The organism is Streptomyces niveus (assembly GCF_001723055.1).
Lineage (GTDB): Bacteria > Actinomycetota > Actinomycetes > Streptomycetales > Streptomycetaceae > Streptomyces > Streptomyces niveus.
Genome location: NZ_MDCR01000305.1, coordinates 1 through 4903, shown reverse-complemented (window position 1 = coordinate 4903; position 4903 = coordinate 1). Strand labels below are relative to the sequence as shown.

The 4903-nt window shown below is 75.8% G+C and carries 3 protein-coding genes and 2 pseudogenes; 2 read left to right on the top strand and 3 right to left on the bottom strand.

Features of this window, described 5'->3' with window-relative positions; all coding sequences use genetic code 11:
- Together BHU15_RS29465 and BHU15_RS29460 are read left to right on the top strand one after the other, a co-directional pair.
- A pseudogene (locus BHU15_RS29465) lies at positions 1 to 301 on the top strand (sensor histidine kinase); the annotation flags it as partial.
- 31 nt (positions 302 to 332) lie between these two features.
- Positions 333 to 980 (top strand): LuxR C-terminal-related transcriptional regulator, encoded by a 648-nt coding sequence (locus BHU15_RS29460; protein ID WP_069629944.1) that lies wholly within the window; start codon positions 333 to 335, stop codon positions 978 to 980.
- Positions 981 to 994: 14 nt separating this feature from the next.
- Here BHU15_RS29460 and BHU15_RS29455 read toward each other — a convergent pair whose 3' ends face one another.
- From BHU15_RS29455 to BHU15_RS40440, 3 genes and pseudogenes are all read right to left on the bottom strand, one after another.
- The gene (locus tag BHU15_RS29455; RefSeq protein ID WP_069629943.1) at positions 995 to 3574 is read right to left on the bottom strand and encodes an ABC transporter permease; all 2580 of its coding nucleotides are present in this window, start codon (positions 3572 to 3574) and stop codon (positions 995 to 997) included.
- Positions 3571 to 4299 (bottom strand): ABC transporter ATP-binding protein, encoded by a 729-nt coding sequence (locus BHU15_RS29450; RefSeq protein ID WP_255293244.1) that lies wholly within the window; start codon positions 4297 to 4299, stop codon positions 3571 to 3573. The genes BHU15_RS29455 and BHU15_RS29450 overlap by 4 nt, the downstream gene beginning before the upstream one ends.
- A gap of 139 nt (positions 4300 to 4438) precedes the next feature.
- Positions 4439 to 4903 (bottom strand): annotated as a pseudogene (locus tag BHU15_RS40440) (hypothetical protein); the annotation flags it as partial.

Below are 4903 nucleotides of genomic sequence, written 5' to 3'. Positions count from 1 at the left end.
CGAGTTCGACGGTAGCGCGCCCGGCGCCGCTGTGTTTCGCCGCGTTGGTCAGGGCCTCGGCGACGACGAAGTAGGCGGCGGCCTCGACAGCGGCAGGCGCGCTACCGTCGAACTCGCACGGGGGCCGGGCGTTCTGCGCGTCGGCGTACGGGACGAGGGCCGGGGCGGCGCCGACGAAGGCGGCGGCGGTACGGGTCTGCTCGGGATCCGGCGCCGGATCGCCGCGCTCGACGGGACGGTGCGGGTGAGCAGTCCCGTCGGCGGGCCCACCGTGGTGGACGTGGAGATCCCGAATCCCTGAAAGGGTCTCTGCCTTGATCGATGGAGTCGCAGTGCGTGTAGTGATCGCGGAGGACAACGCCCTCCTGAGAGAGGGACTCGTCCTTCTGCTGACGTCGGCCGGGCACGAGGTGGTCGCCGTCGCCGTGACCGGCCCCGAGATCCTGCCCACGCTGCTGGAGCACCGGCCCGACGTGGCCGTGCTCGACGTACGGATGCCGCCCGGCTTCCGCGACGAGGGGCTGCGCGCCGCGCTCGCCGCGCGCGAGGCGATCCCGGGGCTGCCGGTGCTGGTGCTGTCCCAGTACGTCGAGGAGACGTACGCCGCCGAACTCCTCGGCGGCGGCGCGAGCGGCGTCGGCTATCTGCTGAAGGACCGGATCGGGCGCGTCGACGCGTTCCTGGAAGCGCTGGAGCGGGTCGTGGCGGGCGGTACGGCGCTCGACCCCGAGGTGGTGACCGAGTTGCTGACCCGGCGCCGCGACGACCCCATCGACTCGCTGACGCCCCGCGAGTTGCAGGTGCTGAAGCTGATGGCCGAGGGCCAGGACAACACGAGCATCGCGGCGGCCCTGGTGGTGTCGGACCGGGCGGTCGGCAAGCACATCGGGAACGTGTTCGCGAAGCTCGGCCTGCCCGCGAGCGACAGCGGGCACCGGCGGGTGCTGGCGGTACTGGCCTACGTCAACCGGGGCAGTTAGCGGTCAACGGGCGGTCATCGGGCGGCCACCGGGTATCTGCCGCGCAGAGCCCCGCGAGCCGGGAGCAGCGTCGCCGACGCCGTCGTCAGGACCACCACCGCTACGATCAACGCCCCCTGCCCCGGCGGCAGCCACGGCAGCCGCCCGGCCGCCGACAGCGCGAACGCCAGCAGCGGCAGCGCCGCCGTCGCCGTGCCCAGCGACAGGCCCGCCGTCGCCGTGGCCGCCGACTCCAGCAGAAGCATGCGGCGCAGCCGGCGGCGGTCCGCGCCCGCCAGGCGCAGTTGGCGCAGTTCGGGGCCGCGCCCCACGGAGATCAGGGTCAGCGTGCTCAGTACGGCGATGACCGTGAAGCCCCCGATCGCCGTGACCGCCACCGCCGTCAGTACGTCGCCCAGCGCCTGATCCTCCGCGCGGACCCGCTCCGGTACGGGATCCCGCTCGACCCGCGCGCCCGGGAAGGCCGTCGACAGTGACGTGGGGGAGGCGCCCGGCGTGAGTTCGGCCAGGACGCGCACCGGCGGCGGCGCCGTCATGTGCCGGGTCAGCTCCTCGTACGAGAAGAGGAAGTCGCCCAGCGCCAGGGCCCGTTCGTAAGTCGCCACGACCCGCAGCCGCGCCTCGGCGCCGTCGTCGAAGCGCAGTTGTACGTGATCACCCGGCCGTACGCCGAGGGTCCGCGCCCGGTCCGTGCCGACCGCGACCGTGCCCGGCCGCAGACCGTCCGTCGAGCCCTCCCGTACGGCCGGGTCGAGTGTCCGGGCCAAAGAGCGCGGCGTGACGCCGAGGACAGGGAGGCGTTCGAGACTCGGCTCGCCCAGCTCCTTGCCCGGCACGACGACCGTGCCGTGGGCGACGGCCGTGGCCGCCGCGACGCCGGGGAGCCGGCGGATCCGCGCCACCGCGTCGTACGGGACACCCGGGCCGCTCACCGCCACATCCGCGCGCGCCGCAGCCCGCGCCTGGGCCGCCGCCTCGTGCCCGAGCGTCGCGCCCCCGGCCAACTGCACCAGCACGAACGCCGTGACCAGCACCACGGGCGTGATCGCCGCGCCCAGCCGCGCCGCGTTCGCCGTACACGCCGACGCCGCCAGCCGGCCCCCGACGCCGAGCCGCCGCATCGGCGCGCCCAGCACCCGCATCGCCCCGCGCGCGAGCCACGGCCCGAGCAGCGCGCAGCCGATCACCATCGTCAGGGCGGACGCCGAGGCAGCGGCGGCGGCAGCGGCACCGTGCTGGAGCGCGCCCGCCCCCGCCGACGCGGCGCCCAGACCCAGCAGCACACAGCCCGTCAACTGCCGTGCGCTGCCCGGTTCTTCCTCCCGCAGCGCCTCGGCGGGCCGCGTCCTGGCCGCCCGCGCGCAGCAGCCGAGCGCGGTCAGCCACGCGATGAGCACCATCAGACCGGCCGTGCCGAGCGGCGCGGCGGCGAGCCACGGCGGGAACGGCAGCTCCAGACCCTCCGGCACGGCGCCGCGCCCCACCAGCAGGGCGCGCGACGCCAGATACGCGGGGACCGCGCCCACCGCCCCAACCACCGCCGCCAGTACGGCGATCCGGCCGACCTCGCGGCCGACGGCGCGGCGCAGTTGCCACGGGGTGGCGCCGACCGCGCGCAGCAGCGCGAGTTCACGGGCGCGCTGGCGCAACGCCTGCGCCACCGTCGACGTCACGACCAGGACCCCGACGAGTACGACGACGGAGGCCAGCGACGCCAGCACCTGGAGCAGGGGCATCCGCGCGGGCGCGGCGGCCAGGAACTCCGCCTCGCCGCGCGCGTCGCCGGTCAGTATGCGCAAGCGCGCCGGGTCGTCGTCCGCGCGGTGCGGGGCGGAGACATCGCGCAGGTCGGCGGCGTCCAGCGCGTGGCGTACGCGGGTGCGCAGGACGTCGTCCGGTACGCCGCTGTCCGCGAGGACGCCGATCGCGTCCAACTCGCCCGGCCTGCCCGCCAGTCGGTGGGCCTCGTCCCGCGAGAAGTGGACCGTACGGCGGGCGTCGGCGCTCACGCCCGTGACCGTGTACGTGTGCGTGTCCGTTGCGGAGCCCGTCCCGTACGGGATCGACAGCCGGTCCCCGGTCCGCGCCACTCCCTTCCCGACCACGATCTCCCGTGCTCCGGTGGGCGGCCGGCCCTCCAGCAGGCGCGTGGGCGCGGACGCCAGGCGCGTGGCCTCCCACGGACGGCCGGTCGCCGCGCTCCCTCGGACCGTCACCGGGAAGGCCACGTCCGCGACCGCCGCGCGCACGCCCGGTACCTGCCGTACGACATCCAGGGCCCGCGCCGGTACCCGTACCCGCTCCGTCAGCCCGGCGCGTACGGTCCGGGCCTCGCTGCCCCACGGCTTCGCGGTGTAGCGGGTGCTCTGGGTGCCCGCCACGACCGCGTCGGCCCCGGCGTACCGCTCCACGCGCGCGTGGCCGAGCGCCGCCGAACCGGCCGCGAGGCCGAGCGTCCCCAGGAGCAGCGAACCGAGGGCCAGGGCCGCGAAGACGGCGGCCCAGGCGCGGCGGTGCGTACGCGCGCCCCGCGCGGCGAGCAGCGCGACGACTCCACCGCCGCGTACGACATCCCGGCGATCTCCGCGCTTCATGCCGCTGCCCTCTCCACGGCCTTCTCCGCCTCCGCCAGCCCGCGCATGATCCGCAGCACGGTCCGCGCGTCAGGTGCCTCCAGCGTGTCGGCGACCAGCCCGTCGGCCAGGAACAGCACACTGTCCGCCCACGCCGCGGCCGCCGGATCGTGGGTGACCATCACGACGGTGCGGCCCTCGGTGTCCACCGCCCGCCGCAGCAGGGCCAGCACGTCCTGCGCGGTCAACGGGTCCAGCGCGCCGGTCGGTTCGTCGGCGAAGACGATCTCCGGGGCCGTCACCAGCGCCCGGGCGACGGCCACCCGCTGCTGCTGCCCGCCGGACAGCCGCCCCGGGGTGTCCACCGCGCGCCCGGCCAGCCCGACGACGGCCAGGGCCTCCCGTACTGGGGCGTCCGGCACCCGACCGCCCGCGAGCAGCAGAGGGAGCGCCACGTTCTCCGCGACCGTCAGCGACGGCACGAGATTGTGCGCCTGGAACACGAACCCGATCCGCTCCCGCCGCAGCCGCGTCAGCGCGGTCTCCTTGAGCCCGCCCAGGTCCGTGCCCGCGATCCGGACCGACCCGCCGGTGGGCCGGTCGAGACCGGCGGCGCACTGCAACAGCGTCGACTTGCCGGAGCCCGAGCGCCCCATCACCGCGAGGAACCGCCCGCGCGGCACGACGAGGTCCACCGGCCCCAGGGCGCGTACGCCGTTCGCGTACGCCCTGCTCACGCCGTCCATTACGAGCGCTTGCCGCGCCATGGCGTCCCCGCCTCTCAGTGGTTCCTACGAGCCACTCGAAACGCTAGGGACGATCACGCGGGGCGCCGAGAGAGCACGCCCCCGTCCGCGGGGTACAGCCCGCACCACCAAGGCCCGTTCAGCGCTTGGTGGCGCGCCCCCGCTCCAGCCCCCGTCGCCGCCATGCGCCCGCCAGTTGGCCCGTGAGGTAGCACGTCGCGATCGTCGACAGGGACGCGCGGAACCAGCCGATGTCCGGCGACCACCACGCGTATGCCGTGACCAGTACGAACAGCGGCAGCGCCGCGATGCGCAGCAGCCACCAGCGCGGTCGGCGCGGAGCCGTGGGGCGGCCGGAACGGTCGCCGGACATGGTGTCCACGATGCCCGCGAAGAAGCCCCGGCGGGCCAGCACCCGGGCGCCCGCGAGGGTGGTGAGGACCTCGTCGCGGGTGCCGAACCCGGCCGGGACCGGCGGCAGTCCGAGCGCGTCGACCAGGGCCGACTGGCGGCGGGCCGGGTCGTCGGAGCCGCGCAGCAGGTTGGTGATCGGGCGGGTGTCGGCGACGCCGTACACCTTCGCGAGGGTCGCGGCGGTCGCCGA

Excerpts from the sequence above, each read along its gene's own strand:
- BHU15_RS29455 (WP_069629943.1), bottom strand. The coding sequence starts at position 3,574 with ATGAAGCGCGGAGATCGCCGGGATGTCGTACGCGGCGGTGGAGTCGTC.
- BHU15_RS29450 (WP_255293244.1), bottom strand. The coding sequence starts at position 4,299 with ATGGACGGCGTGAGCAGGGCGTACGCGAACGGCGTACGCGCCCTGGGG.